The sequence below is a fragment of the Arthrobacter sp. H5 genome (genome assembly GCF_000520595.1).
In the GTDB taxonomy this organism is placed as follows: Bacteria; Actinomycetota; Actinomycetes; order Actinomycetales; family Micrococcaceae; genus Arthrobacter_D.
This window is the reverse complement of record NZ_KI915012.1, coordinates 1-13,918: the sequence shown is the minus strand read 5'-3', so window position 1 is coordinate 13,918 and position 13,918 is coordinate 1. Positions and strand designations below refer to the sequence as shown.

General features: G+C 62.9%; 16 protein-coding genes. 6 read left to right on the top strand and 10 right to left on the bottom strand.

The genetic code is table 11. From position 1 onward, the window contains the following. Positions 1–1,069, bottom strand: a 1,069-nt coding sequence (locus tag Y708_RS28600) for a molybdopterin-dependent oxidoreductase (RefSeq protein ID WP_035776694.1), incomplete at its 3' end; no start/stop codon positions are given. Between the two features lie 180 nt (positions 1,070–1,249). Between Y708_RS28600 and Y708_RS28595 the strand changes: the two genes are divergently transcribed. Then, a complete protein-coding gene (locus Y708_RS28595; RefSeq protein ID WP_155853914.1) occupies positions 1,250–2,131 on the top strand; it encodes a universal stress protein in 882 nt (293 codons plus the stop codon). Here Y708_RS28595 and Y708_RS0116700 read toward each other — a convergent pair. The 5 genes from Y708_RS0116700 to Y708_RS0116680 all read right to left on the bottom strand — a co-directional run bounded on the left by Y708_RS0116700 (position 2,085) and on the right by Y708_RS0116680 (position 5,091). Further along, positions 2,085–3,428: a family 4 glycosyl hydrolase gene (locus tag Y708_RS0116700; RefSeq protein WP_028280806.1), complete on the bottom strand. Its 1,344-nt coding sequence runs from the start codon at positions 3,426–3,428 to the stop codon at positions 2,085–2,087. The genes Y708_RS28595 and Y708_RS0116700 overlap by 47 nt on opposite strands. 20 nt (positions 3,429–3,448) lie before the next feature. Then, positions 3,449–3,664 (bottom strand): DUF664 domain-containing protein, encoded by a 216-nt coding sequence (locus tag Y708_RS25845; RefSeq protein WP_155853913.1) that lies wholly within the window; start codon positions 3,662–3,664, stop codon positions 3,449–3,451. A 69-nt stretch (positions 3,665–3,733) separates the two neighbouring features. After that, positions 3,734–4,135 carry a VOC family protein gene (locus Y708_RS0116690; RefSeq protein WP_028280805.1) on the bottom strand — a complete coding sequence of 134 codons (402 nt, stop codon included), beginning with the start codon at positions 4,133–4,135 and terminating at the stop codon, positions 3,734–3,736. Between the two features lie 65 nt (positions 4,136–4,200). Further along, positions 4,201–4,740, bottom strand: a complete 540-nt coding sequence (locus Y708_RS27700) for an SRPBCC family protein (protein ID WP_162150492.1) — start codon at positions 4,738–4,740, stop codon at positions 4,201–4,203. A 3-nt stretch (positions 4,741–4,743) separates the two neighbouring features. Next, positions 4,744–5,091, bottom strand: coding sequence for an ArsR/SmtB family transcription factor (locus Y708_RS0116680; RefSeq protein ID WP_028280804.1), 348 nt, complete (start codon positions 5,089–5,091; stop codon positions 4,744–4,746). Positions 5,092–5,283: 192 nt separating this feature from the next. Between Y708_RS0116680 and Y708_RS0116675 the strand changes: the two genes are divergently transcribed. After that, on the top strand, positions 5,284–6,114 hold the full coding sequence (locus Y708_RS0116675; RefSeq protein ID WP_028280803.1) for a protein NO VEIN domain-containing protein: 831 nt from the start codon (positions 5,284–5,286) through the stop codon (positions 6,112–6,114). Between the two features lie 250 nt (positions 6,115–6,364). Here Y708_RS0116675 and Y708_RS0116670 read toward each other — a convergent pair whose 3' ends face one another. After that, positions 6,365–6,841 (bottom strand): AAA family ATPase, encoded by a 477-nt coding sequence (locus Y708_RS0116670; protein ID WP_253905855.1) that lies wholly within the window; start codon positions 6,839–6,841, stop codon positions 6,365–6,367. Positions 6,842–7,304: 463 nt separating this feature from the next. On the opposite strand from Y708_RS0116670, the gene Y708_RS0116655 reads away from it, so the two are divergent. From Y708_RS0116655 to Y708_RS25835, 3 genes are all read left to right on the top strand, one after another. Continuing rightward, on the top strand, positions 7,305–8,042 hold the full coding sequence (locus Y708_RS0116655; RefSeq protein WP_028280801.1) for a mycothiol-dependent nitroreductase Rv2466c family protein: 738 nt from the start codon (positions 7,305–7,307) through the stop codon (positions 8,040–8,042). A gap of 21 nt (positions 8,043–8,063) precedes the next feature. Then, a complete protein-coding gene (locus Y708_RS0116650) occupies positions 8,064–8,564 on the top strand; it encodes an SRPBCC family protein (protein WP_028280800.1) in 501 nt (166 codons plus the stop codon). A gap of 420 nt (positions 8,565–8,984) precedes the next feature. Beyond that, a complete protein-coding gene (locus tag Y708_RS25835; protein WP_216699819.1) occupies positions 8,985–9,407 on the top strand; it encodes a MaoC/PaaZ C-terminal domain-containing protein in 423 nt (140 codons plus the stop codon). Between the two features lie 122 nt (positions 9,408–9,529). Here the strand turns inward: Y708_RS25835 and Y708_RS25830 are convergent, their stop codons facing one another. Then, entirely contained in the window at positions 9,530–10,732 is a 1,203-nt protein-coding gene (locus Y708_RS25830; protein WP_051479095.1) for an MFS transporter, read from the bottom strand. Between the two features lie 72 nt (positions 10,733–10,804). Continuing rightward, on the bottom strand, positions 10,805–11,611 hold the full coding sequence (locus Y708_RS0116635; RefSeq protein ID WP_028280799.1) for an SDR family NAD(P)-dependent oxidoreductase: 807 nt from the start codon (positions 11,609–11,611) through the stop codon (positions 10,805–10,807). Positions 11,612–12,564: 953 nt separating this feature from the next. On the opposite strand from Y708_RS0116635, the gene Y708_RS0116625 reads away from it, so the two are divergent. After that, on the top strand, positions 12,565–13,557 hold the full coding sequence (locus tag Y708_RS0116625; RefSeq protein ID WP_028280798.1) for an Abi family protein: 993 nt from the start codon (positions 12,565–12,567) through the stop codon (positions 13,555–13,557). A 79-nt stretch (positions 13,558–13,636) separates the two neighbouring features. On the opposite strand, the gene Y708_RS0116620 is transcribed toward Y708_RS0116625, so the two are convergent. Then, positions 13,637–13,918, bottom strand: a 282-nt coding sequence (locus tag Y708_RS0116620) for a sortase domain-containing protein (protein WP_028280797.1), incomplete at its 5' end; no start/stop codon positions are given.

Genomic DNA, 13,918 nt, shown 5'->3' with positions numbered 1-13,918 from the left:
CCAGCCGCACCAGGAATGGCAGGTCCGTGTACTGCCGGACGTAGTCGGAAAAAAACGGCACCTCGCGGTCCACGAAGAATTCCTTGAGCATGACGTGCCCCATCGCCATGGCCAGCGCCGCGTCGGTGCCGGCCTGGGCAGGCAGCCATTCGTCGGCGAACTTCGTGTTGTCCGCGTAGTCCGGGCTGACCGTCACTACCTTGGTTCCGCGGTAGCGCACTTCGGCCATCCAGTGCGCGTCGGGGGTCCGGGTCACGGGGACGTTGGAGCCCCACATCATGAGGTAGCCCGCGTCCCACCAGTCGCCCGATTCCGGCACGTCGGTCTGGTCGCCGAAGACCTGCGGGCTGGCCACGGGAAGGTCCGCGTACCAGTCGTAGAAGGACGTCATTACCCCGCCGATCAGCTGGATGAAGCGGGTTCCGGCGGCGTGCGAGACCATGGACATCGCGGGGATCGGCGAGAAGCCGGCGCAGCGGTCCGGGCCATATACCTTGATGGTGTTGACGTGGGCGGCGGCGGCAATCTCGATCGCTTCCTGCCAGGACACCCGCACCAGTCCGCCCTTGCCGCGGGCCTGCTGGTAGCGGCGGCGCCGTTCAGGGTCCCCCACGACGTCGGCAAAGGCCAGCACCGGGTCGCCGAGCCGGGACTTGGCCTCGCGGTACATCTCGACGAGGACGCCCCGGGCGTAGGGAAAGCGGACGCGGGTGGGTGAATAGGTGTACCAGGAGAACGCAGCCCCGCGCGGGCAGCCCCGTGGCTCGTATTCCGGGCTGTCTGGCCCCACAGAGGGGTAGTCCGTCTGTTGGGATTCCCAAGTGATGATGCCGTCCTTGACGTACACCTTCCAGGAGCAGGAGCCGGTGCAGTTCACCCCATGGGTGGAGCGGACCACCTTGTCGTGGCTCCATCGGTCGCGGTAGAAGATGTCGCCCTTGCGGCCGCCCTCCCTGAACACCGCCCTGCCGTCGTCGGTCTGGTCCCATTTCGTGAAGAAACGGGCAAACTTGAGCATTGCATCTGATGCGGGCCCATCTAGCCCCGCGACGAAAGGTCCAGCAGCCATGCTGCACACATTATGGGATGCACTACGGTTGCGCTAGGGTGTCCCTCCCAAATCGCTCTTAATTCTTTTGGAATGCTGGAGGGGCTGTTGACGGATACCCGGTGAACCATCCCCACAAGTCTGGAAAGATGAGATCATGCCAATCGAAGAGTTATCCGACTTGTGGGCGCGGCCCCTCCAGTGACTACTGAAATTCTGGTCGGCGTTGATGATTCCGCCCCAGGTGGCGCAGCAATTGAATGGGCCTCGCAGCGGGCTGAACAACTGAAGTGCCCCTTAACCCTTGTCCATGCAGTTCATGACTACTGGGTGAGCGAAAAGTACGCCTATTACACCCGTGTCATGGACTCTGCCAGAGGGGTCCTGGAAAAGTCAGCGGCTCGAGTAAGTGAGATGGCTCCCTCCATCCGAGTCCAGACCCGATTGCACTATGGCGAGCCGGTCCGCATACTTAGCAAGCTTTCAGAGACTGCCGACATGGTGGTTGTTGGCACCGACAAAACTTCAGCTGGCGGCGATGGATTGTTAGGATCAGTCAGCCTTCAGATCGCGATCATGAGCGTTTGCCCGGTCGCAGTCATCCCCGTTCAATACAGGGAAGACAGATCTGGAGTGGTGGTGGGGGTTGATGGGTCGCCGGAGTCACTCAAAGCTGTCACTTTCGCCGCTGCCGAGGCAGACCGGATAGGCCAGGATCTTCACGCTTTCTATGGCGGGGAGGTTCCCGGTCCGTGGTTGCTCCGGGACATACCGGAAGCCGACGTTGCCAGTCGTGCATGGGAAGACGGGAACGCTATCCTGACCGAAGCCGTATCTGGACTGGACGGCCTCTACCCAGATTTGCGAGTGCATCAGCGGATTGAGTCCCGCGAAGCGCCGGCCACGGCGCTCATCGCTGCAGCGTCGAAGGCTCAACTTCTGGTCATCGGCAGCCGTGGCAGGGGTGCGCTGAAAAGCATCATGATGGGCAAGGTCGGCCACAACGTGCTAATGCGTATTCCGTGCCCTACGGTGATCACCAGAACCGCCACAGTTCAGGAAACGCCTCCTCATAGCCTGTGAGTACCCGCCGGGCAACGTGTGCCGAGTCGATGAGAGGGTGCAGGCTGAGGGCGCGGAGCGCCGAATCGCGGTCCCGGTGCACGGCCGCCCGGACAACGTCCTGTTCCACGCCTTTGATCTGCGCCATCAGTCCCAGCTGATGGGTCGACGGCGGCGCTACCGCCAGCGGCACAGCACCTGTTCTGCTGATGCGAGCGGGGAGCTCGACGACGGCGTCAGCCGGCAACTGTGCGATCGCGCCGTTGTTGCGGACGTTCACAATCAACTCAGTGGGAACATCGGTCAACACCGCACGCATGACCATGAGCGCAATCTGCTCGTAGCCCCCTCCGGTAAGATCACCCTCATCACGAGATTCATCCGTTCCACGCGCCTCTGCAAGGTAGCCCTCCTCCCTCGAGAGCCGGGCCGTCTCCCAGACCCGGAACGGAACGGCTGAGGACAGCAGTTCCGGATACAATTCCTCCTGCTGCCCTCGAAGAAACTCACCACGCGTCTCCGCAGCGGATGACAGCGAACGCCGCGCCTCGGCATGGAAGTAGTAATAAAAGAGGTATTCGTTCGGCAGAGACCCAAGCAGAGCCAGGAACCCAGCTCCGAAAACCCGTCCCTCTTCAAATGAAGCCAACCGCGCGGGGTCTTTCAGCAGCGCTGGAAGGTGATCCACGCCGTCGTACTCAAGACGCCTGAGCCAGCCCAGGTGATTCAGGCCCACATAGTCCACGCCGACCATCGATCCCTCGGCCAGCCGCACGCCACTGGCCGCCGCGGCCCGGCGCACCAGCCCTGACGCAGAATCGCAGATACCAATGACCCGTTCGCCGAGCACGGGCTGCAGCGCCTCCGTCACCATGCCGGCGGGGTTGGTGAAGTTGATCAGCCAGGCGCCGGGGCAGATCCGGGCCATCGCATCGGCCACCGCCAGCATGTCCGGAATGGTCCGCAGCGCATATGAGATGCCACCCGCGCCGACGGTCTCCTGCCCAAGCAGTCCGTGCCCGATGGCAACCCGTTCGTCCAGCACGCGGCCCGCTGCACCGCCGGTGCGGATGGCAGCGAAAACGACGACGGCGCGGGTCAGGGCGGCGTCCAGCGCGGCTTCGATAATCACCCGCGGTCGAGTCGCACCAGCCGGGAGCGGCATGTCCGCCACCACCCGTTCGATGGCGTGGGCACGGCGCGGATCGCTGTCAAACAGCGCGATCTCATCGACCAGTCCAGCGAATGCACCCGCAGACAGAGCGCGGTAGATGAGCGGCACTCGGAATCCTCCGCCACCCACAATTGTCAGCCGCATGTACCCCTCCTTCGAAAGCCCTAACAGTATCCTGCCCTGCCGAGGTGGCCAGCGTGGACGGACGTCTCGACGAACACGCGAAACACGACGTCGCGCCCATCAGACATTGTTGGTGCGTTGAACTCACCCGCCGGTGGCCACCAGCGTGGTGGGGCATTCAGGTCAACCTTTGCGAGGACTTCGTCACTGCGGGAGATCCCACGCTTGTAGACGTTGACCGCTTCGGTGCCCGTCATGGGTTTGGACGCCCAACCGTTGTCAAGGGCCGCGATCGTTCGCGAGCTGGGCAAGTAGATGTGCGTCGCTCAAGCCTCAGGTTCATATCCAATGAGCCAGCGAAGGCCGTGGTGGTCAGTGACTTGACCATCGGTGGCACCCCACGGCTTCGGAGTTAAGGGGTCGATCGCCGATCCGCCGACTGAGAGTTTGTCGAACCACTCGTGGAGGATTGCCGGTTCAGCTGTCCCCAGCAATGACAGCATGAGGCCTTCGAGCCGTACTGTTTTTTCTCCTGCTGGTGCGTCTGATCCTGCCAGTGCGACCACACCGTCGAGTACGCCATGAGCTACAGCGTTCGGAGGGCCGTCGGTCCTGCCGAAGTCCTCGTACGAGTGCAGGGACAGCTCGCCCCCGAAGATGTCCGCGTAGAAGCCCAGAGCTTCCCGCGCGGTCCCGGGGAAGCTGATGTAGATGAGAGGTGCAGCCATGTGAACACTCCTGGTGACTGATGATGTGGGTTCAACCAAATATGTGTCGATCGACTGAATAGCCTTTACGGCTCGGCCACGAGGGGCGTGTTGTCCATAGTGGTTACGGCGGTGCTGTAGATGATTCGGTCGATGGTGGCACCCCAGCCGTCCCGGGTGCCGCCGAGGATGAGTTTTTGTACCTCGTTGATGTCGAGACGTTCGGAGAACTGCACAGTAAGGACTAGTTCCGTTCCGGCGCGGGTGCCGGAGTCGAGGTCGTTGAGCTGCACTGTGACAACTGGGGCAAGTAGTTCGTTCTCGCCAGCGAGCTCCGGCCAGCCGCCAACTGCTCCCCAGCGAAAAACAAGTCTTTCGTCGGGAACGATCTCCAGGTAGGTCCCACCGGTGGGATAGCTGAGGGTGTCATTGACGACCATCTGCTGTTTCCATGTTCCCCCAACTCGGAGATCCACCTCGATGGGTGTGCTGGGCGTGGGCATGTCGGGGTTGTAGAACCAAACGAGGTGCTCGGAATCAGTCCATGCTGTGAACACAGCGTGCCGCGATGCCGCCAAGGTTCGGGTAAGGGTGAAGCTTCGATCCAGCCGTGGGTGGTCAGTCATCATCTAGTCCTTTGTTTCAATGGTGTTGTCAGTTCGGTCGGGCGCTTTGGTGAGTTGAGCATCGAGGCGATCCAGTTGTGAGCCCAGGAAATCTCGATAAGGGCGCATCCACTCCTCGATTTGCTGCAGTGGCCCGGGTTGAATCCGGCAGCGTCGCCACTGCGCGGATCTGGTTTTCGTGATGAGCCCGGCCTGTTCGAGCACCTTCAGGTGGCGTGAGACAGAAGGCACGCTGATCGAGTGCGGAACGGCCAGCTCGGTGACCGTCGCCTCACCCCTTTTCAGTTGCTCCAGCAGGGCACGACGTGTCGGATCAGCCAGTGCGAGAAAGAGTGTACTCAGTTCATCCATTTGCGTTTGAGCATAATTGCGTTGATACGTAATTACAAGCCGGAGAGTGCTACCACCTCTTCACACATTAGCGCTGCGATTCGCACTCCCGTCTCACCCGTCGGCGTCGCTCAAACCATCCTCTGGCGAGACGCCGGCGGGGGGTCAGGCGAGCGTCGTGCGCGGTTGGCATCGGTCAGCGATACTCGATTCATGGTTATCAACATCAGGCTCATCGACCGACGGAATGCCGACAGCGATGATCCGCTTCCGCGTGACTGGTGGGGCTACGACCCTGACGCAACACCGGAGCAGCTTTGGAATCATAATCGTGGCATCTGGGCCCTGAGTGGGAGCCGCATCGCAAGTGAGCGCTGGGCAGCGCTCAACTATCAAGGCCGGATCGTGCTGGTCGCGGAACTCCACGGCCCGGATCACGAGATCTTGGCCGATAACCGCACAGGGGCACCAAAGAAGGCGCTCATTGGCCGCGTTCTGTCAGTTGGACATCCGATTCACGGTGCCTTGATGGGGACACAGGTTGAATACCGCAGGAACCCGGTTTCGTATGACCCGGACCCTGAGACCGCTAACCCGGCAGAAGCCGACCCATCTGGCGGGGCGTGGGACGCACCCGGCGCATCGGGCCAAGGGCTGCAGATGGACCCCGACGTCCGCAGAGCGATTGAGAATGCTGCACAGGATCGCCTGATGCGCTACTACCGCGACCGCGGCTGGACCGTCACAGACACTCGGCAGAATCATCCCTACGACGCCGTCGCGGTCAGGGATACCGAGCGGATCTACCTTGAAGCGAAAGGCACCCAGAGCAGAGGTTATTCGGTCATCGTCACGCGCAATGAGGTCGATCACGCCCGGCAGCATCCGGGACTATGCGTGATGGGCGTGTGGTCCGGAATGCGGTTCTTGGACGGCGAAGTGGATCCTGAGACGGGAGACTTCAGGATTTTTGACTTCAATCCAGCCGACCGGCAGCTCAGTCCTCGTGACTTCGATTGGACGCTTCCCGGCGACGCGACATGACGACGGTTGCGCCCCCGCCGTCGTCCGCCTGGCTCCCGCCGTGCCAAAGGCGCCGCTCAAGCTAGGAAGCATGATGGCGGCAACGCGGACGAGGATGATGTCCGTCCGGAAGATCGGAGCGAGCCCGCGGGAGACGAAGCTTCGCGTCCTATCAAAGGATCCTTTGTCAGGACGTGACGGCGGGCCCGGCTGCGGTTGGTCGGAGTCCAGCTGTGAATCGCAGCGGTAAATGGCGTGTTTTTCACAGTGCTTAATGGCCGATGAGCAGGGCCTGCCGCGCGGTGTCGACAATCTCGGGCGTGAGGCCGGTGAGGCCGGTGAGGCCGTTGATCGTTTGGACGCGTTCGATTTGGGTCAGCAACCGGTCGACGAGGCGGAAGTTGCCACCGGTGATCCTGACGATGGTCGCGATGGCTGTTGCGTGGGCGATGCCGCCGTCTGCTGCATCGATATCTGCGGGGATGCGTTTGGTCAGGACGGCGGTGAGTTCTTCCGGGGTGAGCTGGCGGTATTCGTGGGCGAAGCCGATGCGGCTGTAGAGCTGCGGGTAGCGGGCCGGGCGTTTCTCAATCCCGGGCATTCCGATGAGGATGACGCCCATGTTGTGCCGGTCGAAATAGTCGCGAACCTGTTCAAGACCGACGGTTTTGAGGCGGTCGGCCTCGTCGATGATGAGAAGCTCGGTGCGCCCGCTGGAGCGCGACTCACGGTGGATGAAAGGGTCCACGACGCCGTGTTCGGCATAGTCGAGGGCGTAGGAAATTTGTTGGCAGACGCGTGGCAGCTCGCGGTCGATTTCCCGGGACGGTTCACTCTCGCGAGCTCCTGAATGGCGGTCCGGTGAGCGGCCCCGTTATCGTTCCTGATGCGCGAGTTGCTGGCCGTCGACGAAAACCGCGACGAGCTGAGGGCGAAAGGCTGCCAGAAAGAGACTCCGTCGCTTCACAATACAAACCTGATGGTTTTCGTTCTCGCCGACTTCTAACGCCCATGTCTTTGTGAGCCGAACAGAAGACGTTTGGTCCTGGTCGACAACCGGTGTGCCGTCAACCCTGATCTTCAAACCGCCCCAGAACTGATCAAAGGTGAAATGGCCGTTGCCGTGGGCGGGAGATAGGAGTGTCCACCGTTTTGGGCTGGGGCCTGGATTCGATTAGACGTGGGTTATCAACCGGTGTAAAGGTGGGCGTATGGATGCCGACATTAACTTCTATTTCGACCCGGTCTGCCCTTTTGCCTGGATGACGAGCAAGTGGGTGCGGCAGGTGCAGGCGCAGCGCGCTTACACCGTGGACTGGCGGTTCATTTCTTTGCGTCTGATCAACTCCGAGGTTGACTATGACGCGCATTTTCCGCCTGAGTACGAGGCCGGACACACGGCCGGGCTTCGGCTTCTGCGGGTGGCGGCCCGGGCACGTGCGGAGCATGGCCGCGAGTCGATGGCTGGGTTGTATGCGGCGTTCGGGGCGCACATCTTCGATGCTGCCCCGGACCCGGTCAACCAGCGCACCGAGGGTGAGGTGCGTGAGCGGCGCGGGACGCGTGAGTTCGTGGAGCCGATCCTCGCCGAGGCTGGCTTGCCCCTGGCACTGGCGGAGGCTCTCGACGACGTGTCCTGGGACCGTGAGATCCGGCAGGAGACGGATGAGGCGCTGGCGCTGACGGGTAAGGATGTGGGCACGCCCATCATCCACTTTGAGCCACCCGCCGGTGTGGCCTTCTTCGGACCGGTGATCAGCCGGCTGCCAGACGAAGATTCGGCCGCCGAGCTGTGGGACCATGTGGTCGGGCTGGCACGCTTCCCTGGTTTCGCGGAGCTCAAGCGAAGCCTGCGCGAGCAGCCACAGCTTGCTGCCCTCGGCGTCGACGCCGATACGGTCGGTCAGCAGGAGGACTGGCACGGCGGCAGCCGGCGGCAGAAGAAGTGACCGGTCTGTAAAGATGGACCCATGAATCAGACAAGCATCCGCCATCATCAGGAGTCCGTCACGGTTCAGGCATCAGCCGAGACGCTCTACGACCTGGTCTCCGACATCACCCGCACCGGCGAGTGGAGCCCTGTCTGTACGTCGTGTTGGTGGGACGATGCGGTCAACGCGGGTCAGCTCGGTGCCTGGTTCACCGGGCGTAATGAGCTCCCGCACCGATCTTGGGAGACCCGGTCGCAGGTGGTGGTTGCCGAGCGTGGTCGCGAGTTCGCTTGGGTGGTGGGTGGCAGTGTGGTCCGCTGGGACTTCACCCTGACCCCAGCAGATGACGGGACGATCCTGAGCGAGTCTTGGGAATTCCTGCCGGCCGGGATCGCCATGTTCGAGGAGAAGTACGGTGACGGGGCGTCCGTTCAGATCACCGACCGCACCCAGCAGGCGCTCGACGGCATCCCGAAAACGCTCGCCGCGATCAAGCGGATCGCCGAGTCCATCGCTGCAAGTGAGGAGGCCCGGTCATGACCGGCTCACTCGGCGCGTCCAACTGAACCCAAGTCGCAGCCCAAAAGACTTCGTTGAATATCAACAGAAATTGCCAGCGTTTAGCAGCGCATTCGGGTTGTGAGCAATGGCCATGACACCTCGCTGTACTCTTCCAGCCGTGCAGTGGCATCCCTTTCCATGCTCTGCAGAGCGCGTGATCCTGCGCGGTTCGCCAGCCCGCCGGGCAGAGGGTGCCGCCGGCAACGTCCGAATCCTGAACACCCACAGCCTGCTTTCAGCGGCTGCGGGCCGCTGAATCGCGTGTATTAGGTTTGGCGGGGAGGTCTTCATGGTGAAAGGCAGGGCAGGACATGACAGGTGATGCGGTGACGCCGGGGCTGGTTCCGCTGCCGGATCGTTTCTTCGATGTTTACGTGCCGGGCCTCGTGGGCGTGTTTGGTGCCGAGCCGGTCAGCGAGGCGGAGATTCTGGATTTCGCGGCCCGCTTCGACCCGCAAAGGCATTCACACCGACGCCTCAGCTGCCGCCGGTGGCCCGTTCAACGGCCTGATTGCCAGCGGCTGGCACACGATGGCTCTCATGATGCGGATCCTGGTCCGGTATTACCTTAACGAGGCGGCCAGCCTGGCATCGCCCGGAGTTGACGAACTGCGCTGGCTTAAACCTGTCCGCCCTGGGGATGTCCTCTCCCTCCGCTGCACTGTGGTGCAGGCCCGGGCTTCCCGGAGCAAACCGGACCGTGGCCTCGTGCACACCGCCATCGAAATCCTCAACCAGCACCAGGAAACGGTGGCGACCCTGACGATGATGAATCTCCTCCGCCGCCGCCCTGACCCGCGCCCGGCCGTGTCAGGCAGGTAAACCGGGCAACTTTTACCGCCGCTATGGACAGGTGTTGGCGGCGCAAGCCGTGACCGTGCCCGTCCGGTCAGGATGCACCGGCAGCGTGAACGGGGCAGCACCGGCGGGTCAGGTGTGGCGGGTCAGGTAGTGTTCGTTTCGGGTCCGGCCCGGTAGCCAGCCCGTCCTGCCAGGAATATGGCGGCCAGCGTCAAGGCGGCGGCGGCGGCGGTGAAGAGCAGCGCTGCGGGGTAGCCGGTGTGCGGGGCCAGGAGGGCCAGCACGTACGGTACGGCCAGACCTGAGTACGCCAGGCTGTAGAACAGGGCGATCACAGCCCCGAGTTCCCCGGCCGCGGCGATGTCCTCGGTCTCCCGCAACCCCACGATGAGACAGATTCCATACCCGGCACCGAGCAGCAGGGCCGCCGCAGCGGCGGCTCCCATCCCGGGACGGGCGGTGGCGTATGCAGCTGCGGCGCAGCCTGCGGCAACAATGCCAAGGCCCGTCATCGCGGCGGTTGTTCCGCCGCGGGATGCTCCGGCCTGGTGCAGGCGCCGGCCCAAAGGCTGCGAGATCACCCCCGCCGCGAGGGTGCCGGCGGCGAGAAGACCGGGGAAGGCCACACCGAGGACACCGGTCGGGCCGGTCGCATGCGCCGGGAGGGTGGTGAAGGCCAGGGTGACGCTGCCGAACATCCATGGCGCCATGGGCACGACCACGCGCAGGAACCGGGGCGAGAACACCGATGCGGGCAACAGCGGCGCCCGGGCGTGGACGGTCCTGCCCAGGGTAAGTGTTTCGCGTGCGCGCGGGAGCATTACCAGGGCGGTACCGGCCAGGGCCAGATGCACTACGTAGGGCAGCACCTGCGGCGCCGGACCCCATTGGGCCAGCGGGCCGGCGACGAGTGGCCCGACCCCGAACCCTGCCGTCAGTGCCAGCGCGGCCCGCCGCGCACCTGTCCCTGAAGTGCCTTCCCCGGAGAGCTCCTTCACCCAGGCCGTACCGGCTGTAAACACGGCCCCGGAGACGACCCCGGTGAGGAGCCTGCCCGCGTACAGCCCGGTCACGCCCCACTGGCCGGTGATCAGCACAGCGGTCGCCAGCAGCGATAACGCGGTGAACGCCAGCACGACCGGGCGTCGTCCTCTGGCGTCGCTGACTCTTCCGCCCAGGATCAGCCCCGGGATCAAACCCAGGGCGTAGACGCCGAACACGGCCGTCGCTTCGGCGTCCGAGAGGGCGAGTGTGCGGCGATAGAACGCGAGCAGGGGAACGAACTGGTTCGCCCCGTACCCGGCGGCGAACATCGCCAGCGCCGGCCACCGCCACTGCCCTCTCATCGGCAGGTTCCTTTCACGCAAGCGTTTCGGTCGTGACCCGGTCTTTCGGCCCAGCCTGCCGGTCTAGCCGGCCTAAATGCTGGAGTGCTCCGCAACGGCTTCCTCCAGGGCGGCCTTGCGCGCGAAGAGGGTTCTGTCCACCGCGGCGGGGTCTTCACGGTTCAAGGTGATCATCGCGCTGCGGGTCGCTCCTCCCCGCACCACAGTCAGGGCCCCCTGTTCCATCCCGGCCACGACGGCGGTTGCGACGTCCTCCGGGCTCTCGTATTCGAAGCCGTGCTCAGTCCCGGCCTGGGAGCTGTCCATCATCGGTGTGCTGGTCGCGCCGGGATAGACGGTGAGGACGTGGACGCCCTCACCGTAGAGTTCCCGGCGCAGGGCCTCCCCAAAGTGCGCAATACCGGCCTTGGTCGCAGCATAGGTGGAATAGAACGGCATACCGATCAGTCCGATGCCTGAAGACACGTTCACGACCAGCCCGTCACCGGAAGCGCGGAGCGCCGGGATGGCCGCCCGGGTCAGAAGGATCGGCGCGGTCAAATTCAACGCGATCTGGGCCAGCACCTCGGACTCGTCCAAGGTCTCCAGCCGGCCGGCGCGGACGTTGCCGGCGTTATTGATCAGGACATCAACGCCCCCGAAGTGGTCCTGTGCGGCGGCGACCGCCGCAGCCGGGGCGCCCGGCACTGTCAGGTCCAAGGCCACAACGTGCGCCTGGCCGCCCCGCTCCCGCAGCATCGCAGCGACTTCCTCCAAAGGCTCACGCCGGCGTCCGGCCAGGGTAAGCCTGGCCGCACGTGCGGCCAGCTCCAACGCCATCGCCGCACCGATACCGCTACCGGCACCGGTCAGAAGAATTGAACGCTCTTGCAGATCCATAAAAAATCCCTTCACAAAGCAACAACAACGTGGTTAAGCGCGGCCGGGGACTGCAGGAATGCCGGTCCCCACGAAACCCTCAACCGCCGCCACCACCGCCAAAATTCCCTTTCCCGCAATCCAAAGCCGCAGGGCTACCACGGTCCAGCACTCCTATCCGTATCCTCAGGCGACCATTGAGGTCGTGCTCAGGGGCCGCTGCCGATGGTTTCCGTTTCGGCGTTGCCCAAGGGCCATCACAGCCCTGGACGGTACGGAGAGCACCCGCCTCATGGTTCCGAGCTTGGTGCTTCTCGATTAGGTGGCGGTGCCGCAGGCCGGACCCCTTGACTTCCCTTGGGGGAAAGGTTCTAACGTGGTCAGTGTCGGACGGGACAAGCTGTCCGGGATGGAAAGGAGACCAGCGATGGCACTGCAAGAGGGAGAGGTTTACCGTTGTCCGGATGCGGCGTGCGGGTGTGAGGTGACGGTAACCAAGGGGGCCGCAGCTGGTAACGGCGGGGACCGTAATCCGACCTGCTGTTGCGGACACACCATGGACAAAGTCGGCTGAAGAATGTCCAGACTCAGGACCGGGGCGGCAGACGCCCCGGTCCTGAGCCATCAAGAAGACCGAGGGACGCCCTCTACCCGGAGCAGCTGGACTGCTAACGGGGACCCAACCACGTGGAGTGACTGATCCGGCTCGTCCATAGCTTGAAGCATGCCATAAAGCCAACCAAGACCTCTGGTCGCCGGAACTACGCCACATCGCACTGACAGACACTACAGTCGCCAACATGACATGAGCGAGGCAGGTCCAGACGTCCCACCTCAAGAACGACCCTTAAAGACGAGGATCGTTCTACCGCAACACGGACACGACAAGGGCAGTGAGCCGTGGTAAATTAAACACATCATGATCAGCCCGCTCGCCTCACGGCTCGGGCTGATTTTCTTTTGCAGGGAGACTCATGACTGAGTACACGAAGAAGTGGCTCTCGATCGAGGAACAGGTCGAAAAGCTTGCGACTCGCGGCGTGGAGGTCCCAGATCACACCCATTGCGCGCAGCTCCTTCGAGCGGTCGGGTATTATCGGCTCACTGGCTATCTCTATCCGTTTCGTGAAACAGAGAACTTCGTGGACGACGAAGGCCGGTCGAGGATGCGGATCCTCAGCCATTATCGCGCCGACACTTCCATCCCCGACGCCGCCGCTCTCATCGATTTCGATCGCCAGCTGCGCATGCTGGTCCTCGACGGAATCGAGAGAATCGAAGTCTCTCTCCGTATGCAGATCGGATACGTACTGGGGAGGCAATCGGCGTTCGCTCATCTCGACCCCCAGACATTCGTCGCCGCCTTCATCGAGCCTCAAGTCGATGCTGAGACAGGTGACCCTGCGCCGAGTAAGCACGAAGAGTGGATTGAGCGGATACGCGAGCGACAAGACAGTTCCGATGAAGCTTTCGTAAGTCACTTCCGCGAGAAGTACAACGGTCAAATGCCTATATGGGCGCTCACAGAGATTATGGAGATGGGGCATCTCGGTCGCCTGTACACCGGCCTGAGTAGATCGCTCGGCACGGAGATTGCCGCCGCGTATGGGGCGCCAACGAAGAAGGTGATGGCGAGCTGGATCGCCTGTCTGAATTACGTGAGGAACGTATCTGCTCATCACGCGCGGCTCTTCAATCGGAAGCTAGTGACGGCGCCCCGTCGGCCCAGTCTGGGGCAAGTACCCGTCCTCGATCACCTGAAAAACGAAGCGTCGCCCAAAGAGGTCTTCGGGCTGTACAACGCTCTAGCGGTAATGGCTTACCTGCTTCGGTCGATTGAACCTGACAGCGACTGGCCCGAAAGAATTGTGGAGCTTGTTGAATCATTCCCTTGCACCACTCACCTCACCGCTCGATCAATAGGGGTGCCTGAGCGTTGGAGGGAGCTTGAGCTCTGGCAGCCGTAGCCCGCCCATCTTTCGTGCTCCCTGTCCCATAAGCCAATCCGTGACCGCGGCAGCAGCAGGGACTATCGGATTCATAATTTTAGGTGACCAGTGTTGCGTAGACGACGTAGTTGTCGTCGAATTCGCCGGTGTCCGGGTCGTATCCGTCGCAGGTGATCAGGCGTAGTTCGGATCCTTCGGTGTTGCCGTATACCGTCTGGGTGGGGAACGCGTCCTTGGCGTATTGCTCACCGCGGTCGACAACGAAGGTTGCTGTGGTGCCATCTTCGCGGAGCACGTCGATGGTGTCACCGGGCTTGAGTTTGCGCAGATCCGCGAAGACTCCGGGGCCTGCGTCGGTGGCGTTGACGTGTCCGAGGAG